Below are 18,356 nucleotides of genomic sequence, written 5' to 3' on the forward strand. Positions count from 1 at the left end.
GCACCCGGCCCATGGACCGTCGGAAGTTCGTCGCCGCGGGAGCGGCCTCGCTGGCCGCCCTCCTCGCCTCGTGTTCCGGCTCGGACGAGAAACCCCCGCCGCGGGAAACGGACGATCCCTCCCCCGATTCGTCCCTCGACTGGGACACCGCGGCGGTCGCCCGGTTCTTCGGGCCCCGGCTCAGGCCGCGCGAGGAGGGCTCCTTCGGCCTGTCCCGCGCCGCGCTGCGGCACCATCCGGTGTACGGGCCGGTGCTGCGGGTGCGCTATCCGGCCGACTCGGCGAGCCCCACCGTCGCCCGCCGCTACGGCCGCCCGGAAGGCGGCGCGCAGTTGTACCTGCCGCTCCGCTCCGGCCCGACCGACTCCCTCCACCTGCGGTACTACCTGCGTTTCCCCAAGGGCTTCGACTTCGTCAAGGGCGGCAAGCTGCCCGGCCTGTACGGCGGCTCGGTCACCGGCGGCCGGCACATCCCCGACGGCGAGAACGGCCTGTCCACGCGGTACATGTGGCGGCGCAAGGGGCGCGGCGAGGTGTACGCGTACCTGCCGACCTCCGTGGAGCACGGCACCTCGCTCGGCCGCGGCAAGTGGAAGTGGCCGACCGGCCGCTGGACCTGCGTGGAACAGTCCGTACGGCTCAACACACCGGGCAAGGACAACGGTTCGGTGGAGGTGTTCCTCGACGGCCGCCGGGTGCTGCGCGAGGACGAGCTGGAGTTCCGGACCTCGGAGAAGCTGCAGATCGAGGGTGTGTTCTTCTCGACCTTCTTCGGCGGCTCCGACCCGAGCTGGGCGACGCCGGACGCGGACTACGCGGACTTCGCGGCGTTCGCCGTCTCGCACAAGCGCATCGGTCCGGTACGGCGCGACTGACCCGCTGTCAGGAGGACTCGCGGACCACCAGCTCCGTGGGCAGCGCGATCTGCTGCCGCGGGGCGGTGGGGTCGGCGATCTCGCGCAGCAGGACCCGGGCGATGGTGGTGCCGAGCTCTTCGACGGGCTGCCGCACGGTCGTCAGGGGCGGGTGGCTGTGCCGGGCGAGGAAGGAGTCGTCGAAGCCGACCACGGCCACGTCCTCGGGGACGCGCCGCCCTCGGGCGCGCAGTTCGCTCAGGGCGCCCACCGCCATCACGTCGGAGGCCACGAAGAGGGCGTCCAGGTCCGGGACGCGGTCCAGGAGCGTGCGCACGGCGGCCCGGCCGCCCTCCTCGGTGAAGTCGGCGCGGGCCACGAGGCGTTCCTCCGGCCGCGCACCGGCCGCGCGCAAGGCGTCCTGCCAGCCCTGGAGCCGGCCGCGGCCGACGTCCATGTCCATCGGCCCGGTGACCGTCGCGATGGTGGTGCGGCCGCGCTCCAGGAGGTGCCGTACGGCCGCGTGGGCGCCGCCCACGTTGTCGGCGTGGGCGTGGCTGAGCGACTCCTCGGGTGAGCGGCGGCCGGCGAGCACGGTGGGCAGGCCCATGTCCTCCAGCAGCGCGGGCAGCGGGTCGTGTTCGTGCACCGAGGCCAGCAGGACGCCGTCCACCCTCCGCTCCGCGACGGACGCGGTGAGCCGGTCGCGTTCGCCCTGGTCACGGACGAGGATCAGCTGGAGCTGGGTCCGGGTGTCGGCGAGCCCGATGCTCACACCGCGGATCACGGCGGCGAAGTACGGCTCGGCGCCGAGCCGGGACTCCGATTCGGGGATGACCAGGGCGATGGAATTGGTCCTGCTGGTGACGAGGCCGCGAGCGACCGAATTCGGTACATAGTTCAGCTCGGCTATGGCGGCCAGGACGGCGGCCCGGGCCTCGTCGCTGACGAGCGTCGAACCGTTGATGACGCGTGAGACCGTCGTGCGGCCGACGCCGGCGCGTGCCGCCACGGTTTTTATCGTCGGCCGCTGTCCGCCCGGCATCGCGCCACCCCCGCCGTGTCCCGTCCCCGCCCCGTTCACCAGCGCATTGTGCCAGACCTCCGGCGCGTTCCCGACCGTCTTCGAGCAGTGTGCCGAGCGGAGCGTCAACTCCCGTCTGTGTTCAAGTCATTGACACACACGGCGGCTGCCGTCACTCTTCCGGAACATCGGTGGGCACGTGCCCAGTCGCCGCTGTCGGCGAATGGGAACGTGCCCAGTCCGGCATGGCTCCGGGAGGGGAATCGCGATGCGCGTTCGGAAAACGATGACGAGAAGAGCTCTGGCGGTGGTGGCGGCCGCTGCCGCGCTCGGCCTGGTCGCCGGCTGCGGCGGTGACGGCGCGGCGGACACCGGCGGCGGGATCAAGGACGGCAAGGTCACGATCACCATGGGCCTGTACGGCGTGATGGGCTTCAAGGAGGCCGGCCTGCTGGAGCGTTACGAGAAGGCGCACCCGAACGTCACCATCAAGGCGGAGATCGCCGGGGACGAGCAGACGTACTACACCGCGCTGCAGACCCATCTCGCCGCCGGCAGTGGCCTCAAGGACATCCAGGGCATCGAGGTCGGGCGCGCCAAGGAGCTCGTGGACACCCGGGCCGCAACCTTCGCCGACCTGTCGAAGGTCCCCGGAACCGGACATTTCCTTCCCTGGAAGCGGAACCAGGTCACCACGGCGGACAAGAAAGTCATCGGCCTGGGCACCGACATCGGCCCGATGGCCGTCTGCTACCGCAAGGACCTGTTCGCGCAGGCCGGGCTGCCCACCGACCGCGAGAAGGTCGCGGAGCTGTGGGCGGGCGACTGGTCGAAGTACGTCGATGCGGGGCGGAAGTTCAAGTCCGGCTTCAAGGGCGACGGCGTGGCGTTCATGGACAGTGCCAGCGGTCTGTTCAACGCCATGATCTACGGCAGCTCCCAGCAGTTCTACGACGCCAAGGGCGAGCTGATCTACCGGGACAACCCGGTCGTCACCGGCGCCTGGGACCTGGCGGCCGAGGCCGCTTCCGCGGATCTGACCGCCAAGCTCCGCCAGTTCCAGCCCGGCTGGGACCCGGGACTGGCCAACGGTACGTTCGCCACGACGGTGTGCCCGGCGTGGATGCTCGCCCACATCAGCGAGAAGGCGGGCCCGAAGAACAAGGGCAAGTGGGACGTGGCCAAGGCACCGAAGGGCGCCAACTGGGGCGGCTCCTTCCTCGGCGTCATGGAGCGGAGCCCGGTCAGGGACGAGGCGAAGAAGCTGGTCGCGTGGCTCACCGCGCCCGAGCAGCAGGCGTATCTCTTCGAGAAGCTCGGCAACTTCCCCTCCTCGCAGCAGGCGTTGAAGGCGCCCGAGGTGGCGGACGCGAAGTCGGCGTACTTCAGTGACGCGCCCATCGGCGCGATCTTCGGCGCCGCCGCCCGGGAGATCCCCGACAAGCAGGTGCTCGGCCGCAAGGACGGCACGATCAAGGACATCTTCCAGCAGGGCCTGACGCTCATCGAAGCGCAGGGCAAGGGCAAGGAAGCGGCCTGGAAGACCACCGACGACCGCATCAAGAAGGCCACCGGCTGACCGCCCCGGAACCGACCGATACAGGAGGTCCCCGGTGGCCCTGCAGACCTATCGGCGGCGTACGTTCTGGCACCGGCTGGACGTGCGCGGCGCCCCGTACGCCTTCGTCGCCCCGTTCTTCGTCGTCTTCGCCGCATTCAGTTTCTATCCGCTGCTCTACACCGCGTGGATCTCGCTGCACCGGGTCGAGCTGTCCTCCATGGACCTCATGGAGTGGGTCGGGCTGGACAACTACACGGCACTGTGGGGCGACGAACGCTTCTGGAACGCGCTCGCCAACACCTTCACGCTCGGCGTGGTCTCCACCGTCCCGCAGCTGCTGATGGCGTTGGGCCTGGCGCATCTGCTCCACTACCGGCTGCGCGGCTCGGCCTTCTTCCGGGTCGCGGCGCTGACGCCGTACGCGACGTCCGTGGGCGCCGCCGCGCTGGTCTTCACGATGCTCTTCGAGCGCGACTTCGGCATGATCAACTGGCTGCTGGGACTGGTCGGCATGGACCCGGTGAACTGGGAGAACGACAAGTGGGCCGCCCAGCTCGCCATCTCCTCGATCGTCATCTGGCGGTGGACCGGTTACAACGCACTGCTCTACCTGGCGGCGATGCAGGCCGTGCCGGACGAGCGGTACGAGGCCGCCGCGCTGGACGGCGCCTCGCGCTGGCAGCAGTTCCGCATGGTCACCATCCCCGGCATCCGGTCCACGGTCGTCTTCACGATCGTGCTGTCCACGATCGGCGCAACCCAGCTCTTCGGCGAACCACTCATCTTCGGCCAAGGTCCGAACGGCATCACCGGCGGCGCCGACAACCAGTACCAGACCCTGGGCCTGCTGCTTTACGAGGAGGGCTGGAAGAACTACCAGATGGGGCGCGCCGCGACCATCGCCTGGGCGATGTTCCTGCTGCTGATCCTCGTCTTCGTCGTGCAGCGCGTGGTGAAGCGCCTCGCCTCCCGCGCGGCCGGCCCCCGGCACGTCCAGTCCAGGAGCAGCCAGTGAAGACCACCCACCGTCTCCGGCTGTCCCTGCGCCCCGGCGCCGGACGCCAGCACCACGCAGGCCCACTCGCCTACGTCCTGCTCGCCATCGCCACACTCGCGTCACTGTTCCCGCTGTACTGGACGATGGTGGCGGCCTCCAGTGACAACACCCGGGTGTCGCAGACGCCACCGCCGTTCCTGCCGGGCCCGCATCTCTTCGAGAACCTGGGAAAGGCGTGGCAGGACGCGGCGCTGGGCAAGGCCATGACGAACAGCCTGATCGTGGCCGGTGTCATCGCCCTGTCGACCGTACTGTTCGCCACCCTCGCCGGCTTCGCCTTCGCCAAGCTCCGCTTCCGCGGGCGCAACATCCTGCTCATGCTGGTCATCGGCACGATGATGGTGCCGCCGCAGCTGGGTGTCGTGCCGCTGTTCATGATGATGAGCGAGCTGGGCTGGGGCCAGCGGCTGCCGTCGGTCATCTTTCCCACCCTGGTCAGCGCGGTGGGTGTGTTCTTCATGCGGCAGTACCTGGCCGAGGCGCTGCCCGATGAGCTGGTCGAGGCGGGCCGGGTGGACGGCGCGCATTCGCTCCGCATCTTCTGGAGCATCGTGCTGCCGGTCGCCCGCCCGGCCATGGCGGTCCTCTTCATGATCACGTTCGTGCACGCGTGGAACGACTTCTTCTGGCCGTTCATCGCGCTGGACATGACCAACCCGACGGTCCCCGTCGCGCTGACCCAGCTCAGTGCGGGTTACGTCCGCGACCAGTCGCTCATCATGGCGGGCGCGCTGCTCGGCACGCTGCCCCTGCTGGCCATGTTCGTCGTCTTCGGCCGCCAGATCGTGGGCGGGATCATGCAGGGCGCGGTGAAGGGATGACCGCCCGGCCCGTATCCCCTCTGTCGAAAGGAACCCCTTGACCACCGCATCGCAACACAACGCCGCCCGTTCGTTCCCGCCGGGCTTCCTCTGGGGCACCGCCACCGCCGCGTACCAGGTCGAGGGCGCGGCCGCCGAGGACGGCCGTACGCCCTCCATCTGGGACACCTTCGCGCGCACGCCGGGCAAGGTACGCAACGGCGACAACGGCGACATCGCCACCGACCACTACCACCGCTGGCGCGAGGACGTCGCCCTGATGGCCGAGCTGGGCGTGGGCGCATACCGCTTCTCGCTGTCCTGGCCGCGGATCCAGCCGACCGGGCGCGGTCCCGCCGTCCAGAAGGGCCTGGACTTCTACCGCCGGCTGGCCGACGAGCTGCTGGCGAAGGGCATCCGGCCGGTGGTCACGCTGTACCACTGGGACCTGCCGCAGGAGCTGGAGGACGCGGGCGGCTGGCCGGAGCGGGCGACCGCCGCCCGGTTCGCCGAGTACGCCGCGCTGGCCGCCGAGGCGCTGGGCGACCGGGTCGGTACCTGGATCACACTCAACGAGCCGTGGTGCAGCGCCTTCCTCGGCCACGCCTCCGGGGTGCATGCGCCGGGTCGTACCGAACCGGTCGCCGCGCTGCGCGCCGCACACCATCTCAACCTCGCGCACGGCAAGGCGGTCCAGGCACTGCGCGCTGCCCTGCCGTCCGCGGCCGAGGTCGCGATCACACTCAACATCCACCAGGTACGTGCCCGTACCGAGAGCCCCCAGGACACCGACGCTGCGCGGCGCATCGACGCCCTGGCCAACCGGGTGTTCACCGGCCCGCTGCTGCACGGCGGCTACCCGGACGATCTGCTGGCCGACACCGCGCGGCTGACCGACTGGTCCTTCGTGCGGGACGGCGACACCGCGACGATCCAACAGCCGCTGGACTTCCTGGGCGTCAACTACTACACGCCGACACTGGTGTCCGCGGCGGACGGTACGGAGGCCGACCACTCCTTCGACGGCCACGGCGAAAGCGGCCACAGCCCCTGGCCGGGCGCCGACGAGGTGGTCTTCCACCGTCCGCCGGGCCGGACCACGGCGATGGGCTGGGCGGTCGATCCCAGCGGCCTGTACGACCTGTTGCTGCGGCTGAAGGGTGAGGTACCGGACCTGCCGCTGATGATCACCGAGAACGGCGTGGCGTGCGACGACTACGCCGACCCGAGCGGCGCGGTGCACGACCCGGACCGGATCGCGTATCTGCACGGCCACCTGACGGCCGTGCACCGCGCCATCGAGGCGGGCGTGGACGTGCGCGGCTACTTCCTGTGGTCACTGCTGGACAACTTCGAGTGGGGCCACGGCTACAGCAAGCGCTTCGGCGCGGTGTACGTGGACTACCCGACCGGGCGCCGCATCCCGAAGGCGAGCGCCCAGTGGTACGCGAAGGTGTCCCGCACGAATGCCTTGCCGGAGGCCCTCAGGTGAGCAGGTCCAGCAGGTGGGTGCAGGCCGTCGTCTCGTCCGGGTGGCGGGCGATGACCTCGTAACAGCCGCGTTCGTACGCACCGGTCTCCCACGCCCCGTCCGGCGTCCTGCACAGGTACAGGAAGTCGGGGGGCGTGGGGGCCGGCTCGTACACGCCCTCGATGCGGTAGTGGCCGTCGGCCACCCCGGCCGCGCGCAGCGCGGACCGCAGCTGCTGCCGGTCCATGGCCTCGTCCGCCCTCCGGTCTATGCGTCCACCCGCGTGAGGTACCCGTGGTCCAGCAGCCACTTCACATTGAGCCGCTGCCCCTCCCCCGGGTTCAGGAACACCGCGTCCAGCTTGATCTGCTGGCCGCCGCCGGGCTGCTCGAACCAGGGGGCTATGCTGCCCTGCCACACCCAGAACGGCTTGATCACCTTGTACGTGTGGTAGTCGCACTGCGAAGCGGCTTCGCGGGTGTTGAGGTTCTGCGGGGGCAGCGCGCGCTCGGCGTACGGGTCGCCGGCCGGCGCGAGGTACCCGCCGAACTCGGAGCCGAAGCGGTCCAGCCGCTGGCCGGTGCGCAGCTTCGCGGGCTCCTTGTCTATTTCGCCGTTGACCTCGGCGAACCCGTCGTTGGGCGGGTACTTCCAGCTGCCCGAGTCGGCCGGTCCCTCCCAGTACTTCTTCAGGAAGGCGGCGGGCGACAGCGTGCCCGTCCGGTGGTACCCCTTCAGCAGCGGGCCCACCGGCGCCAGCCGCTTGTTCGGCAGCCACTTCGGGCCGAGCCGCGCGTCACCGTTGAACTTGCCGGTGCAGGGCTCGTGCCGGGCGGCGGCCGCGGCCGCGGGACGCTTCTCCTGCTGCTGCGGCGCGGCGCTCGCGGCAGGGGCGGCCGCCAGCCCGGCGGCCAGGCCGAGCGCGGCGAGCAGGGTACGGAGTCGGTTCACTCGGGGCTCTCCTTGTGCGGATGTGCAGACCGGCTGCGTGGGACGGTTCCGCAAGGTAACCGGTGACTCACGCAGGGCGGTAGCACGCTTGGCCGATTTCCGGCCACCTGCCGGGGGCCGGACGGGGCGCCGCACAGCAACGCAGTAGGGGCCGCCCGCGCGGGCGGCCCCTACTGCGTGTGCTCTTTCAGAGATTCGGTTGTTCAGAGACCCCGTTGTTCAGAGGCCCAGCAGCCCCAGGCCCAGCAGGCCGCCCTTGCCGCCACCGCCGAGCAGGCCACTGTTGCCCTGCTGGTTCGGCCGCTCGCCGGGCTGCGCCTCGCCTGGCATCGCGTTCTGCTCCTGCCCCGGCACTGCACCCGGCGGCTCGGCCATCGTGTCGCCCGCCATGCCGGTCGGGCCGTTGATGGGGTCTTCGTCGCCGGGGTCGGCGACCTGCACTGCGCCGGCGGCGGACGCCGGTGCGTAGGCGGCTGCCACGGGGGCGCCGAGAAGGACGATCATGGAGGCGGCGGCTGCCGCACCTGCCGCGAGTCGGGTACGCACGGTGCTCTCTCCCTCGCATCATGGATGTGACGTGTCCGTCCTTCCGCGCGGTGGCGCATGGCTAACGGAACTTCACCCGACTACCGGCGCGGAAATCACTGGATCGCACGGTGCCCCAGGCGGGCGCCGGTCGTTGCACCGTGAGGTGGTTGCCGCTGCACCGTGAGGTGGTTCACGCGAATGAGGTGGCGTTGCGCGTGCAGGGCTGGGTACGGGCCCCCGAGATCGCCGAGCGGGATACCGGTATGAAAGGGTGGAAACTCGGCGAAAGCAACGCGAGAAAGGAGCCGTCATGTCGTCCAAGCGCCGCCGCAAGAAGAAGGCACGTCGCAAGAACGGTGCCAACCACGGCAGCCGTCCGCAGTCCTGAAGGACTAAGGACGCCGCAGAGCAGGAGGCCGGTGGGCCATGCCCACCGGCCTCCTGCTGCGCTTCAGCCGATCCCGCCGGTCCCCCCGCCGCGCGGGGTCGTCGTCCGCCGCTGCCGGATCCGCCGTACGAGTGAAGAGACGTCAGTCCAGTACGTACTCGAAGGTGTAAGGGACGGACGGTGCACCGTGCACGGCGGTGAAGGTGCCGGTGCCGCGCAGCCCGGTCAGCTCGCCGGTGCCCGTTCCCGGCACCACCTCGAAGGCGCACCGCACGGTGCCGTCGGGCTCGAAGGAGCCGCGTTCCTCGACGACGAAGGTGCCCGCGCGCCCGTCGAGGCTGCCGGTCAGCCGCTCCATGCCGGTGAACGTGCCGGTCTTCTCGGTGGCGTAGACGATCGTGTACTCGCACGTCGTGCGGGCGGCCTCGATGCCCCCGGTGAAGGAGTTGGTGACGGAGGCGTGCGCGAGCTTCGGGAGCGCCTCGTCCGGACCGACGGTGCGCTCCTGCCAGTCGGCGTAGGTGAAGTGGCCGGTGGTCTGTGCGGGCATGGCCGCCCTTTCGATCGGTCGCACGGCCCGTGCCGCGCGGTGCCTGACCAGCCTGTCCGCCGTACCTGACACCTTCTGTCAGGTACGCGATACGCCGCACAATGACTGCCATGCGTGCCGACCGACTTCTCTCCCTCCTTCTCCTGCTCCAGAACCGCGGGCGGATGACGGCGCCCGAACTCGCCGCCGAGCTGGAGGTGTCAGTCCGCACCGTGTACCGGGACATCGAGGCGCTCGGCGCGTCGGGCGTCCCGGTGTGCGCCGACCGCGGCCCCGCCGGCGGGTACCGCCTGATGGACGGGTACCGCACCCGGCTCACCGGCCTCACCGACGCGGAGGCCGACGCACTCTTCCTCGCCGGGGCGCCGGGCGCCGCGGGCGAGTTGGGCCTCGGCGCCGTACTGACCACCGCACAGCTGAAGCTGCGGGCAGCGCTGCCGGCCGGAGTGGCGGACCGGTCGCGGCGCATCGAGGAACGGTTCCATCTGGACGCGCCCGCGTGGTTCCGGGACGCCGATCCCGTGCCGCATCTCGCCGCGGTCGCCCGCGCCGTGTGGGAGCAGCGCGTGCTGCATGTGCGCTACCGGCGGTGGGGCGGCGAAGGGCATCGGGTGCTGCACCCGCTCGGCCTCGTACTCAAGAGCGGGATCTGGTACTTGGTGGCGCTCGCGGACGACTCGCCGCGCACCTACCGGATATCGCGCCTCCTGGCCGTGGACCCGACCGACCGGCCCTTCGAGCGGCCCGCGGGATTCGACCTGGCCGCCTACTGGGCGGAGTCCACCCGCCGTCTGGAGTCCGCGATGTACCAGGGCGTCGCCCGGCTGCGGCTCTCGCCCCGCGCCCAGCGGCTGCTCCCCATGCACTTCGGCGCGGCGGGCAGCCGTGCCCTCGAAACGGCCGGGCCGCCCGACGCCGAGGGGTGGGTACAAGCGGAGATGGCGGTCGAGACCGAGGCCGTCGCGGTGGCCGACCTGCTCCGGCTCGGCACGGAGGCGGAGGTGCTCGGCCCACCCGCACTGCGCGCGGCTGTCGCCCGGACGGTGGCGGAGCTGATGCAACGTTACGAAGCTTCCTGACGTTGCGTCATGCCCCAGTGAGCACAGTGGCGGTGCCGCCCCGACCATGGGGCAACACCGCCACCGGACGGCACGACAGCTCAGCCGTCGCCCGGACCGGTCAGTGCATGCCCGCGTGGACGAAGCCCATCCAGTAGGCAGCGGCCCGCGCGTCGCCCACGGTCACGACGCCGTCGTGCCCGCCGACGCTGGTCATGCTGCTCGCCGAGCCGCTCATTCCCCCGCCGGCGCTGTCGTTGTCATTGTGCGCGGAGGCGACACCGCTCATCGGGACGATGGCGGCCGAGGCCAGGGCGAGTGACGCAGCGGTACGAGCGAAGATCTTGCGCATGTCATACCTCTTCAGGTAGGTGGGTTGATCGCCCCCATGCTTCTCCGCCCCGCCCGTTCCCGAAGCGCGGCGCTCGGGCAATTGACCCTGATGGACGCGCCCGGGTCCGCCTGGTCACCGAGTCGTGGGATTTTCATCGGATACGACCGACCCCGTCGACCCACGCGCCACCGACCGGAACTGTTGCGGCGTGCGGCCGTCGCGCTTGCGGAAGAACTTGGAGAAGTCGCCCGGTTCGCGGAAGCCGAGCCGGCGGGAGACCTCGGCCGCGGTGGCGTCGGTGTGCACCAGGAGCCGCTTGGCCTCCAGGAGGATGCGGGCGTCGAGGTACTGCTTGGCGGTCAGGCCGGTGGCGGCCAGCGTGGCGCGGGTGAGGGTGCGGACGTTGTAGCCGAGCGCGGTGGCGTAGTCGGCGACGCGGTGCGTGTCGGCGAAGTCGCGTTCCACGGCGGCGTGGTAGTGCGCGAAGGCACCGTCGGGCCGGTGCGCGGCGGGGGTCTCGGGGCGCGCGTGGGCGAGCCGCAGCAGCAGTACGGCCAGCAGCAGACGCAACGCCTCGATGTGCGACTGGAGGGGGATGGAGGCCAGGTCGGCGTACTCGTGCGTGAGGTGGCGCAGGGCGAGCTGGGTGGCGCGGGCGTGCGGCCCGTCCGGCAGCAGCGGGGCCTGCTCGAAGGGGGCCTCGGCGTCGGCGAAGCCGGGCTGCCAGATCACGATGGTGCCGCGCGCGGCCGCCAGGTCCTCGGGGGCGTACTGGTGCACCTGGCCCGGCTGGATCCACAGCCAGCTGCCGGCGTGCAGCACGTGCTCGGAGAAGTCCACGGTGTGCCGCAGGGTGCCGGAGCGGACGTGGATGAGGTGGTGGAAGCCGGGGCGCTGCGGGGATCCGAGATCGATGCCGCGGCGGTGTCCGCGGGCCCGTAGTTCGGCGAAGTCCAGGACGTCCATGCCAATGGGCGCCCCGAGAGACGGCCGGTAGGCGACGTCCGTGATCGAGAGCTGTCCGTTTTTTCCCATGCTGAGTCCGTAGCGTACCGCTGTCGTCCCCGTACCCCCTCCTACGGTCGCACAAGAGGCAGCGCGGAGCCGGAGGCTGCCGGAGAGCGAGGTGCGACGTGCGGCTGATCGTGGGAATGACCGGGGCAACCGGGGCCGTCTTCGGGATCCGGGTGCTGGAGCACCTGGCCGAGCTGCCGGAGGTGGAGACCCATCTCGTCCTGAGCCGCTGGGCCCGGTCCACGATCGAGCTGGAGACCGGCCGGAGCGCCCGCGAGGTCGCCGGGCTGGCCGATGTCGTGCACAGCCCCGAGGACCAGGGCGCGGCCATCTCGTCCGGGTCGTTCCGGACGGACGGCATGATCATCGTGCCCTGCTCGATGAAGACGCTCGCCGGGATCCGGGCCGGTTACGCCGACGGCCTGGTCGGCCGCGCCGCCGACGTCGTACTGAAGGAGCGGCGCAGGCTGGTGGTCGTCCCGCGGGAGACGCCGCTCAGCGAGATCCATCTGGAGAACATGCTGGCGCTGGCGCGGATGGGCGTGCAGATCGTGCCGCCGATGCCCGCTTTCTACAACCACCCCGCCTCGGTCGACGACATCGTCGACCACATCACCGCCCGCATCGTCGACCAGTTCGACCTGCCGGCGCCCGCCGCCAAGCGGTGGCAGGGCATGCGCGCGGCCCGTGACAACAGCAAGAACAGCAAGGAAAAGACGACATGGCCTACGACGACCTCCGCAGCTTTCTGACCGCCCTGGAGGGCGAGGGTCAGCTGCTGCGCATCACCGACGAGGTACTGCCCGAGCCGGATCTGGCGGCGGCCGCCAACGCGGCGGGCCGGATCGGCGAGGGTGCCCCCGCCCTGTACTTCGACAACGTCAAGGGCTTCACCGACGCCCGGATCGCGCTGAACGTGCACGGTTCCTGGCGCAACCACGCCCTCGCGCTCGGCCTGCCCGCGGCCACCTCGGTCAAGGACCAGGTCGAGGAGTTCGCGCGGCGCTGGGACGACTTCCCCGTCGCGCCCGAGCGCCGCGAGGACGCGCCCTGGCGCGAGAACACGCAGGAGGGCGCGGACGTCGACCTCTTCAAGGTCCTCCCGCTCTTCCGCCTCAACGACGGGGACGGCGGCTTCTACCTCGACAAGGCCGCGGTCGTCTCCCGCGACCCCGACGACCCGGACCACTTCGGCAAGCAGAACGTCGGCACGTACCGCCTGGAGGTCATCGGCCGCGACCGGCTCGCCATCCAGCCGGTCCCGGTGCACGACGTGGCGCTGCACCTGAAGGCGGCCGAGAGCCGCGACGAGGACCTGCCCATCGCGATCACACTGGGCAACGAGCCGGTGATCTCGATCGTGGCCGGTATGCCGATGGGGTACGACCGTTCCGAGTACGAGATGGCCGGCGCGCTGCGCGGCGCGCCCGCGCCGATCGCCACCGCGCCGCTGACCGGCTTCGATGTGCCCTGGGGCTCGGAGGTCGTCATCGAGGGTGTGATCGAGGGCCGCAAGCGGCAGATCGAGGGGCCGTTCGGCGAGTTCACCGGGCATTACTCGGGCGGCCGGCGGATGCCGGTGGTCCGCATCGACCGCATCTCGTACCGCACGAACCCGGTCTTCGAGTCGCTCTACCTGGGCATGCCGTGGACCGAGGTGGACTACCTCGTCGGGCCCAACACCTGCGTACCGCTGCTGAAGCAGCTGCGCGCGGAGTTCCCCGAGGTGCAGGCGGTCAACGCGATGTACACGCACGGCCTGGCCGTGATCATCTCGACGGCGAAGCGGTACGGCGGCTTCGCCAAGGCGGTCGGGATGCGCGCGATGACCACGCGGCACGGGCTGGGGTACGTCGCGCAGGTGATCCTCGTCGACGAGGACGTGGACCCGTTCAACCTGCCGCAGGTGATGTGGGCGATGTCCTCGAAGGTCAACCCGGCGGACGACGTGGTGATCATCCCGAATCTGTCGGTGGTGGAACTGGCGCCGTCCGCCTCCCCCGCTGGCATCACCAGCAAGATGATCATCGACGCCACGACCCCGGTTTCGCCCGACAACCGCGGCAACTTCAGTACGCCGGTGCGCGATCTGCCCGAGACCAAGGAGTGGATCGGCCGGCTGAACGCGCTGATCGCCGCCCGCTGACCGCACCCACCCCCATCCCCCTACCGGAGACCCGCATGATCTGCCCCCGTTGCGCGCACGACGCGCTCGACACCCTCGCCCACTCCCCCGTCCCCGACGTCTGGGACGTGCTCCAGTGCGCCCGCTGCCTGTACACCTGGCGCACCACCGAGCCGGACCGCCGCACCCGGCGCGACGCGTACCCCGCGCAGTTCCGCCTCACCCAGGAGGACATGGACAACGCCATCGAGGTCCCGGCGGTGCCGCCGCTGCACGCCGGCTGACACCGGCTCTCAGTGGTCGTACCGGATCTCAGTCGTCGTAGAGGTCGAGGTCACCGTCCCTGCCGGTCTCGATGGAGGCCGAGTACGACCACGCGCCGCAGCCGTGCGCTCCGTGCGGCCCGGCGCCGCCGCAGTGGTGGTACGTCTTGGTGACGACGATCCTGCTCTTCAGGAAGTCCTCGTCGTCATCGTGCGCGGACGCCGTACCACCAGCGGTCAGGACGAGTGCCGTCACGGGCAGTGCGACCGCGGCCAGGCGCAGAGCGGAGCGCTTCATCGATACCTCCATCGGTTTCCCTCGGTTGCCACAGGAGGAGGCGGCGTTTCCGTGCCGCCTCATCGGTCGATCAGTAGCCAAGTCGCTGAATCGACACACGTACCGCCACCCGAACGGCAGGTGCCGGTGTCGCAGGACAAGGCAGGCGGGACGGCGAGCGCGGCCACCATGACGGCGGCGGCCACGGCGGCCTTCATCCGTGTGGAGGTCGGCTTCATGGTCTCTCCTGGGCGTTCTCGGGCGGGGCTGCAATTGCTCCCACCCGCCCGGGCAGGGAAAACCAGGGAGATCATGACGTTGAGTGAAAGCGAAGGAGTGGGTGAAGGAGTGGGTGCGGGCATGGAGACGACCGGAGCCGGAAGCCCGGGTACGGCCGTGGTGACCGGGGCCTCGTCGGGGATCGGCACGCAGTATGCCGAGCGGCTTGCCGAGGCGGGCTGGGACCTGGTGCTCGTGGCGCGGCGGGCGCAGCGGCTGGAGGAGCTCGCCGGCCGGCTGCGGGAGACGGCCGGCGTCGCCGTCGAGACGCTCGTCGCCGATCTGGCCGTACCGGAGGATCTGACGCGGACGGCCGAGCGGGTCGCGGCCGAGGACGTGGCGCTGCTGGTCAACAACGCGGGCATCAACGGCTACGGATACTTCACCGAGGTCGACCCGGTGCTGCTGACGCGGGTGCTGAACGTCAACGTCACGGCGCTGACGGTGCTGACCCGGGCCGCCGTGCCGGGGATGCTGAAGCGCGGCCGGGGCGCGGTGGTCAACGTCGCCTCCCGCCTCGCGTTCGCCGGCTCGCTGCCCCCGGACCCGCTCCCCCGGCGCGCCGTCTACGGCGGCACGAAGGGGTACGTCGTCACCTTCACCCGGACCCTCGCGGCCGAGCTGGCGGACACTCCGCTGCGCATCCAGGTGCTGTGCCCGGGGCTCACCGCGACCGAGTTCCATCTGACGACGGGTGAGGAGTCGGTGGCGGGGACGGAGCAGCGGGTTCACGCGGAGGGAGGAATGCCGGTGGACGAGGTGGTGGCGGCCTCGCTGGCGGCGCTGGAGCGGGGCGAGGTGGTGTGCGTACCGGGTCTGGCGGACGCCGACGAGGCGTTGGACCGGCTGATCGCGGCCGAGGTGGGGATGCGGGGCATCCCGCAGCGGTGAGCGCCGGGCGGTGCGGCCCCCGCCGCCGGAGTGGTGCGAACGCGGAACGGCGTGGAATGGAGGTGTACGGGGCACTCCACGATGGCAGGTTTGCCCTGTCCCCGTTCGTCCGTACGAAGGAGTCGGCCGATGCTGTTCGGCAAGGAGCACGTGAAGCGGTATGTCGAGACCGATGGCGCGGAAGGGCACGACTGGCAGGGCACCACGACGCTCATCCTCACCACCACCGGCCGCAAGAGCGGCGAGCAGCGCAGCACGCCGCTGATCTACCAGCGCTTCGGTGACGATCTGCTGGTCGTCGCCTCCAAGGGCGGCTCGGACGTGCCGCCCCTGTGGTACTTGAACCTGCAGGCGAACCCGGAGGTGCGGGTGCAGGTGAAGGGCGACCGGTTCACCGCGCGCGCCCGCACGGCGACGGCGGAGGAGAAGCCGGCGATGTGGCGGACGATGGCGGCGACCTGGCCGCAGTACGACGAGTACCAGCAGAAGACCGACCGGGACATCCCGGTGGTGGTGCTGGAACGTACCGGCTGACGGGCCGGGTGGCCCTGGGGTTTGCCCAGGTGGGTCGCGGGATACCTGTGCGGCGTACATTCCTGGTGAAGCCGGGCGATTGCGAGCCCGAGGAGGCATGTCGTGAGCGCACAGGTCAGCACCGAGTTGTGGGACACCTTCCACTCCGTCGTCAATATGACGTCGCGTGAGCTGCAGGAGTGGCTGAGCGTCCAGGCCGCTGGCCAGGAGTCGGAGGTGGTCCCCGACCAGGCCGGTGCGCCGCTCGGGCGGCACGTACTGCAGGTCCTCGGCAAGCGTCGTACGGACCTCACGGAGGATGACGTGCAGGTCATGCGGCGGGTGTGCGAGATCGTGGAGAGTCAGCGCGCCGAGCACCGCGACCCGCAGGCAGGTGGCGCCGACTGGCGTCACGGCCTGATGAACATCGGCCACGACCCGCTCAAGCCGGCCTGACCGTCAGGTCAGCGGATCCGCTCCAGGACCGTGCGCGTCGCCCGGCGCAGCGCGGTCACTATCGGCCGGTCGCGGTCGCGGGTCCGCCAGGCGAGGGCCGTGTGGCACGGCGGCAGGTCGGTGACCTCGGCGTACGCGACGCCGTGCCGCTGGTAGAGCCAACGGGCGGGCTCCGGCGGGAACTGCACGCCCTCGCCCAGTGCGATGGCCGTGAGCGCGGGCTCGAACTCGGCGATCTGATGGGCGGTGTAGCGGGCCGGGCTGCCGTCGGGGCGAGGGTCGACCCCCCAGAAGTCCCGCCAGACCTTGGGGATTTCCGGCGACCACCCGATGTTCCGTCGCCCGCTGAGCCGGCTCAGCGTCAGCGGGCCCGCGTCCGCGAGCGGGTCGGAGGCGGCCAGGCACACAACGCGGCGCAGGTCGGCGAGGTGCTGGGTCTGGATCCCGGGCGGCACGGGCGGGAAGAGGAACGCCGCGTCCACACCGCCCGCGAGGACGGTGGCCGCCGAGTCGGCGAAGCCCATCCGGGCGATCTCCACCTCGATCCCCGGATGCCGCGCCTTCAGCTCCTCCAGGATCTCCGGGATCGGGTGGATGGAGGTGATGGCCTCGAAGGAGCCGATGACCACCCGGCCGGAGAGCGTACGGATACGCTCGCCCGCGACCCGCCGCAGCCGGTCGGCCGCCTGCACCATCGCCCGGATCTCGGGGAGCAGTTCCTGACCCGAGGGGGTCAGCCCCGCCGTACGCGTGGTGCGGTCGACCAGGGTCAGTCCGAGGCGCCGCTCCAGCGAACGGATCTGCTGTGAGAAGGCGGGCTGCGTCATGAACACCCGCTTGGCCGCCCGGCCGAAGTGCATCTCCTCGGCCAGCAGCAGAAACAGCCTCAGCTGGTGCGTACTCGGATCCGTCGGTGCATTGCTTTCCTGGCCGGTCGGGCCGGCGTCCCCCGCCATGGCCGCATCGTAACAACGCGCACCCTGCCCGTTACCGCGGAAAGGCAACCTCCCGCGGCGGCGGGCACAAAAGCCTCACACCCCTTTACCGGCAGCACACCGGCGGCACACAACCAGCGGCGCGCGTGAGAAATCCAGGAGACCCCGCGCGGCCGCGCTGTTAGCGTCCGCGCCCATGACCGATATCTTCAAGGATTTCACCGAAGTGCAGCGGATCGACACCGATCCCGAGGTGGCGGCGCATCCGCTGATCGCGCTGGAGGAGGGCCGGCACAGCTGGTACAGCGGCTATCACCACCAGGAGTCGTTCGCCGCGCGGCTGCGCTACGCCTTCGACGACCGCACGGAGTACGGCAGTACGGGCATCCCCCTGGACCGGCTGCGGATCGGGAACTTCTGCCAGTTCGCCTCGGGCACCACCTTCCTGCTGGGCGGCAATCACGGGCACGACACGCACCCCGACGCGGTGACGCCGTACGGCTTCAACTTCTTCGCGCACGAGCACGACGCCTGGGCGCCGGCCGGTGACACCGTCATCGGGCACGAGGTGTGGATCGGATACGAGGCGGTCGTGCTGCCAGGCGTGCGCATCGGGACCGGCGCGATCATCGGGGCGCGCGCCGTCGTCTCCAAGGACGTCGCCCCCTACTCCGTCGTGGTGGGCAACAACAGGATGGCCCGGCACCGCTTCGACCCGCTGCGCCGGAAGCTGCTCTGGCGGATCGGCTGGTGGAACTGGAGCGACGAGCGGATCGCGGAAGCGCTCCCACTCCTCCAGGGGCGGGACGTCGCGGACCTGGCGCGGTATGCGGGCATCGCGCCCGAGGACGTCGCCGACGACCCCGACCCCATCACGCTGACCGGCGACAGCGCCCTGCCGCACCACCGCTGACCTGCGCGTTTGTGCACATGTCGAAAGGTCCGGCAGGGAGGGTGTGACATCTGTACATGGTGAGCGGAGCGAATTCTTCCTAGCGTCTGCGTAACGCAAGATCGAACCTCCGTG

22 protein-coding genes are annotated in these 18,356 nt (G+C 70.7%); 13 read left to right on the forward strand and 9 right to left on the reverse strand.

What is annotated here, in order from left to right; all coding sequences use genetic code 11:
- Positions 1 to 11 precede the first annotated feature (11 nt).
- Positions 12 to 875 (forward strand): polysaccharide lyase, encoded by an 864-nt coding sequence (locus tag AB0I82_RS00300; protein ID WP_363254755.1) that lies wholly within the window; start codon positions 12 to 14, stop codon positions 873 to 875.
- A gap of 7 nt (positions 876 to 882) precedes the next feature.
- Here AB0I82_RS00300 and AB0I82_RS00305 read toward each other — a convergent pair whose 3' ends face one another.
- Positions 883 to 1,899 carry a LacI family DNA-binding transcriptional regulator gene (locus AB0I82_RS00305; protein WP_363254756.1) on the reverse strand — a complete coding sequence of 339 codons (1,017 nt, stop codon included), beginning with the start codon at positions 1,897 to 1,899 and terminating at the stop codon, positions 883 to 885.
- A 265-nt stretch (positions 1,900 to 2,164) separates the two neighbouring features.
- Here AB0I82_RS00305 and AB0I82_RS00310 point away from each other — a divergent pair, with 265 nt between their 5' ends.
- From AB0I82_RS00310 to AB0I82_RS00325, 4 genes are read left to right on the forward strand one after another with little or no spacing between them, the layout of a single operon-like run.
- Positions 2,165 to 3,457 (forward strand): extracellular solute-binding protein, encoded by a 1,293-nt coding sequence (locus AB0I82_RS00310; RefSeq protein WP_363254757.1) that lies wholly within the window; start codon positions 2,165 to 2,167, stop codon positions 3,455 to 3,457.
- Positions 3,458 to 3,491: 34 nt separating this feature from the next.
- Entirely contained in the window at positions 3,492 to 4,454 is a 963-nt protein-coding gene (locus AB0I82_RS00315) for a sugar ABC transporter permease (RefSeq protein WP_363254758.1), read from the forward strand.
- Entirely contained in the window at positions 4,451 to 5,317 is an 867-nt protein-coding gene (locus AB0I82_RS00320) for a carbohydrate ABC transporter permease (protein WP_363254759.1), read from the forward strand. Before AB0I82_RS00315 ends, AB0I82_RS00320 begins: the two co-directional genes overlap by 4 nt.
- Before the next feature lie 37 nt (positions 5,318 to 5,354).
- Entirely contained in the window at positions 5,355 to 6,788 is a 1,434-nt protein-coding gene (locus AB0I82_RS00325; RefSeq protein ID WP_363254760.1) for a GH1 family beta-glucosidase, read from the forward strand.
- Here the strand turns inward: AB0I82_RS00325 and AB0I82_RS00330 are convergent.
- The 4 genes from AB0I82_RS00330 to AB0I82_RS00345 all read right to left on the reverse strand — a co-directional run bounded on the left by AB0I82_RS00330 (position 6,781) and on the right by AB0I82_RS00345 (position 9,184).
- Positions 6,781 to 7,014: a hypothetical protein gene (locus AB0I82_RS00330; RefSeq protein ID WP_363254761.1), complete on the reverse strand. Its 234-nt coding sequence runs from the start codon at positions 7,012 to 7,014 to the stop codon at positions 6,781 to 6,783. The two genes, AB0I82_RS00325 and AB0I82_RS00330, sit on opposite strands and share 8 nt — an antisense overlap.
- 20 nt (positions 7,015 to 7,034) lie before the next feature.
- Positions 7,035 to 7,718, reverse strand: a complete 684-nt coding sequence (locus tag AB0I82_RS00335) for a TNT domain-containing protein (RefSeq protein ID WP_363254762.1) — start codon at positions 7,716 to 7,718, stop codon at positions 7,035 to 7,037.
- 219 nt (positions 7,719 to 7,937) lie between these two features.
- Entirely contained in the window at positions 7,938 to 8,264 is a 327-nt protein-coding gene (locus AB0I82_RS00340) for a hypothetical protein (RefSeq protein WP_363254763.1), read from the reverse strand.
- 512 nt (positions 8,265 to 8,776) lie between these two features.
- Positions 8,777 to 9,184, reverse strand: a complete 408-nt coding sequence (locus AB0I82_RS00345; RefSeq protein WP_363254764.1) for a DUF3224 domain-containing protein — start codon at positions 9,182 to 9,184, stop codon at positions 8,777 to 8,779.
- 110 nt (positions 9,185 to 9,294) lie between these two features.
- On the opposite strand from AB0I82_RS00345, the gene AB0I82_RS00350 reads away from it, so the two are divergent.
- Entirely contained in the window at positions 9,295 to 10,263 is a 969-nt protein-coding gene (locus AB0I82_RS00350) for a WYL domain-containing protein (protein ID WP_363254765.1), read from the forward strand.
- A 100-nt stretch (positions 10,264 to 10,363) separates the two neighbouring features.
- Here the strand turns inward: AB0I82_RS00350 and AB0I82_RS00355 are convergent, their stop codons facing one another.
- Both AB0I82_RS00355 and AB0I82_RS00360 read right to left on the reverse strand, forming a co-directional pair.
- Positions 10,364 to 10,594 carry a hypothetical protein gene (locus AB0I82_RS00355; RefSeq protein WP_363254767.1) on the reverse strand — a complete coding sequence of 77 codons (231 nt, stop codon included), beginning with the start codon at positions 10,592 to 10,594 and terminating at the stop codon, positions 10,364 to 10,366.
- A gap of 114 nt (positions 10,595 to 10,708) precedes the next feature.
- Positions 10,709 to 11,611, reverse strand: a complete 903-nt coding sequence (locus AB0I82_RS00360; RefSeq protein ID WP_363254768.1) for an AraC family transcriptional regulator — start codon at positions 11,609 to 11,611, stop codon at positions 10,709 to 10,711.
- Positions 11,612 to 11,709: 98 nt separating this feature from the next.
- On the opposite strand from AB0I82_RS00360, the gene AB0I82_RS00365 reads away from it, so the two are divergent.
- From AB0I82_RS00365 to AB0I82_RS00375, 3 genes are read left to right on the forward strand one after another with little or no spacing between them, the layout of a single operon-like run.
- A complete protein-coding gene (locus AB0I82_RS00365; RefSeq protein WP_363254769.1) occupies positions 11,710 to 12,342 on the forward strand; it encodes a non-oxidative hydroxyarylic acid decarboxylases subunit B in 633 nt (210 codons plus the stop codon).
- Positions 12,312 to 13,736, forward strand: coding sequence for a non-oxidative hydroxyarylic acid decarboxylases subunit C (locus AB0I82_RS00370; protein ID WP_363254770.1), 1,425 nt, complete (start codon positions 12,312 to 12,314; stop codon positions 13,734 to 13,736). The genes AB0I82_RS00365 and AB0I82_RS00370 overlap by 31 nt, the downstream gene beginning before the upstream one ends.
- Positions 13,737 to 13,771: 35 nt before the next feature.
- Positions 13,772 to 13,999 (forward strand): non-oxidative hydroxyarylic acid decarboxylases subunit D, encoded by a 228-nt coding sequence (locus AB0I82_RS00375; protein ID WP_363254771.1) that lies wholly within the window; start codon positions 13,772 to 13,774, stop codon positions 13,997 to 13,999.
- Between the two features lie 28 nt (positions 14,000 to 14,027).
- Here the strand turns inward: AB0I82_RS00375 and AB0I82_RS00380 are convergent, their stop codons facing one another.
- On the reverse strand, positions 14,028 to 14,276 hold the full coding sequence (locus AB0I82_RS00380) for a hypothetical protein (RefSeq protein WP_363254772.1): 249 nt from the start codon (positions 14,274 to 14,276) through the stop codon (positions 14,028 to 14,030).
- 339 nt (positions 14,277 to 14,615) lie between these two features.
- On the opposite strand from AB0I82_RS00380, the gene AB0I82_RS00385 reads away from it, so the two are divergent.
- The 3 genes from AB0I82_RS00385 to AB0I82_RS00395 all read left to right on the forward strand — a co-directional run bounded on the left by AB0I82_RS00385 (position 14,616) and on the right by AB0I82_RS00395 (position 16,394).
- Positions 14,616 to 15,425: an SDR family NAD(P)-dependent oxidoreductase gene (locus AB0I82_RS00385; protein WP_363254773.1), complete on the forward strand. Its 810-nt coding sequence runs from the start codon at positions 14,616 to 14,618 to the stop codon at positions 15,423 to 15,425.
- A 129-nt stretch (positions 15,426 to 15,554) separates the two neighbouring features.
- Complete coding sequence (locus AB0I82_RS00390; RefSeq protein ID WP_363254774.1) at positions 15,555 to 15,959, forward strand: nitroreductase family deazaflavin-dependent oxidoreductase; 405 nt, start codon at positions 15,555 to 15,557, stop codon at positions 15,957 to 15,959.
- Between the two features lie 102 nt (positions 15,960 to 16,061).
- Positions 16,062 to 16,394: a DUF3140 domain-containing protein gene (locus tag AB0I82_RS00395; RefSeq protein ID WP_363254775.1), complete on the forward strand. Its 333-nt coding sequence runs from the start codon at positions 16,062 to 16,064 to the stop codon at positions 16,392 to 16,394.
- An 8-nt stretch (positions 16,395 to 16,402) separates the two neighbouring features.
- On the opposite strand, the gene AB0I82_RS00400 is transcribed toward AB0I82_RS00395, so the two are convergent.
- Positions 16,403 to 17,350: a LysR family transcriptional regulator gene (locus tag AB0I82_RS00400; protein ID WP_363254776.1), complete on the reverse strand. Its 948-nt coding sequence runs from the start codon at positions 17,348 to 17,350 to the stop codon at positions 16,403 to 16,405.
- A gap of 175 nt (positions 17,351 to 17,525) precedes the next feature.
- Between AB0I82_RS00400 and AB0I82_RS00405 the strand changes: the two genes are divergently transcribed.
- Positions 17,526 to 18,242 (forward strand): CatB-related O-acetyltransferase, encoded by a 717-nt coding sequence (locus AB0I82_RS00405; protein WP_363254777.1) that lies wholly within the window; start codon positions 17,526 to 17,528, stop codon positions 18,240 to 18,242.
- Positions 18,243 to 18,356 lie beyond the last annotated feature (114 nt).

This window comes from Streptomyces sp. NPDC050315, from assembly GCF_040655775.1.
Classification (GTDB): Bacteria; Actinomycetota; Actinomycetes; order Streptomycetales; family Streptomycetaceae; genus Streptomyces.

What these genes read in the sequence shown, in the direction of transcription:
- AB0I82_RS00300 (WP_363254755.1), top strand. Translation starts at nt 12, where the DNA reads ATGGACCGTCGGAAGTTCGTCGCCGCGGGAGCGGCCTCGCTGGCCGCC.
- AB0I82_RS00305 (WP_363254756.1), bottom strand. Translation starts at nt 1,899, where the DNA reads ATGCCGGGCGGACAGCGGCCGACGATAAAAACCGTGGCGGCACGCGCC.
- AB0I82_RS00310 (WP_363254757.1), top strand. Translation starts at nt 2,165, where the DNA reads ATGACGAGAAGAGCTCTGGCGGTGGTGGCGGCCGCTGCCGCGCTCGGC.
- AB0I82_RS00330 (WP_363254761.1), bottom strand. Translation starts at nt 7,014, where the DNA reads ATGGACCGGCAGCAGCTGCGGTCCGCGCTGCGCGCGGCCGGGGTGGCC.
- AB0I82_RS00345 (WP_363254764.1), bottom strand. Translation starts at nt 9,184, where the DNA reads ATGCCCGCACAGACCACCGGCCACTTCACCTACGCCGACTGGCAGGAG.
- AB0I82_RS00350 (WP_363254765.1), top strand. Translation starts at nt 9,295, where the DNA reads ATGCGTGCCGACCGACTTCTCTCCCTCCTTCTCCTGCTCCAGAACCGC.
- AB0I82_RS00355 (WP_363254767.1), bottom strand. Translation starts at nt 10,594, where the DNA reads ATGCGCAAGATCTTCGCTCGTACCGCTGCGTCACTCGCCCTGGCCTCG.
- AB0I82_RS00360 (WP_363254768.1), bottom strand. Translation starts at nt 11,611, where the DNA reads ATGGGAAAAAACGGACAGCTCTCGATCACGGACGTCGCCTACCGGCCG.
- AB0I82_RS00370 (WP_363254770.1), top strand. Translation starts at nt 12,312, where the DNA reads ATGGCCTACGACGACCTCCGCAGCTTTCTGACCGCCCTGGAGGGCGAG.
- AB0I82_RS00375 (WP_363254771.1), top strand. Translation starts at nt 13,772, where the DNA reads ATGATCTGCCCCCGTTGCGCGCACGACGCGCTCGACACCCTCGCCCAC.
- AB0I82_RS00380 (WP_363254772.1), bottom strand. Translation starts at nt 14,276, where the DNA reads ATGAAGCGCTCCGCTCTGCGCCTGGCCGCGGTCGCACTGCCCGTGACG.
- AB0I82_RS00385 (WP_363254773.1), top strand. Translation starts at nt 14,616, where the DNA reads ATGGAGACGACCGGAGCCGGAAGCCCGGGTACGGCCGTGGTGACCGGG.
- AB0I82_RS00390 (WP_363254774.1), top strand. Translation starts at nt 15,555, where the DNA reads ATGCTGTTCGGCAAGGAGCACGTGAAGCGGTATGTCGAGACCGATGGC.
- AB0I82_RS00400 (WP_363254776.1), bottom strand. Translation starts at nt 17,350, where the DNA reads ATGGCGGGGGACGCCGGCCCGACCGGCCAGGAAAGCAATGCACCGACG.
- AB0I82_RS00405 (WP_363254777.1), top strand. Translation starts at nt 17,526, where the DNA reads ATGACCGATATCTTCAAGGATTTCACCGAAGTGCAGCGGATCGACACC.